This is a genomic window from Methylobacterium nonmethylotrophicum (assembly GCF_004745635.1).
Taxonomy (GTDB): Bacteria; Pseudomonadota; Alphaproteobacteria; order Rhizobiales; family Beijerinckiaceae; genus Methylobacterium; species Methylobacterium nonmethylotrophicum.
The window spans coordinates 1-1,073 of the sequence record NZ_SRLB01000100.1; the positions used below are offsets into that span (position 1 = coordinate 1).

A 1,073-nucleotide genomic window follows, 5' to 3' on the forward strand; every position below is an offset into this window, starting at 1 on the left:
GATGAGCCGTCCCGCCGGCAGGTAGATCGTCCCCAGCATCGTGCGGGCGTTGTCGCTGATGATCCGGTACTGCCGCATCGGCGGCGCCGGGCCGGGCGGGGGCGGCGGCGGCGGCGTCACGTAGGGATCGAGCGGAACCGGAACCGGATTCACGACCGTGCGCTGCTCGGCCATCAGCAGGCCCGCCATCAGGCCGCTCGTCGGTGCGGTCAGGCTGATGGTGGTGTCCTTGTCGAACAGCAATCCGCCCTTGTCGCCGGTGAAGAAGAGCCCGACCCCCTGGCCCGACATGATCGCCTTCTTGTCGACGATCAGGGGTCCGTCCTTCATCACGTAGGTGCCGGCACGAAGCGTGACGATGGCGGTCTCTGTGATCCGCAGGCCGCCGCAATAGGTGCCGGGATCCAGGGTGATGATCCCGGTCACGATGTTGGTGGGACCGGCCGGCGTCTTCGCCAGCGGATTGGCCCATGGGCTCAAGGTCACGCAGTTCGCGTCCGGCGTCGGCAGCGGACGGTCCTTGAGCGGATCGCCGAGGGACGGGCAGTCGGTGATCGGGGATGGGGTGAACAGGGCCTTCGAGCCGTCGAACCCGCCCGCCGAGCAGATCGTCAGCGCCCGGGCCGTCGCGCTGTCCTTGCCCATCATCCCGCTCGGATGCGACGAGTTCGAGTAGAGCGAGCAGCCGTCGGCGGTGACCTTCGCGTTCTTCTCCAGGTTGACCGCCCCCTTGACGGAGGGTTCGAGGGCGAGCAGGCACAGGCGGACCGAGCCGACGAGCTGGGCGGTGGACCGGATGATGAGGGTGCTCGACGGCAGGCTGAGGAGCCTGCCCATCAGCGAGGGCACCGTCTCCTCCAGCACCGTCGACACCGAGGTGCGCTTGTCGCCGACCGTGACCGTGATGCTGCTCTGCCTGTCGACCGGCGTGCGCGCCTGGGCCTGGGTTGCCTGCTGGGTGATGCTCATCACCGAGGCGTCGTCGGAATTGGCGAGCTTGAGCATGTTGGCGCCGGCGAGCACGCCGGCATCGACGGCGCTCTGCAACTGCGCCTTGCGGTAGAGCAGGCGGC

General features: G+C 68.6%; 1 protein-coding gene. It reads right to left on the bottom strand.

The window, feature by feature from the left end:
- Positions 1-1,073 (bottom strand): hypothetical protein (locus EU555_RS36595; protein WP_167858778.1); only part of this gene is annotated, 1,073 nt, incomplete at both ends.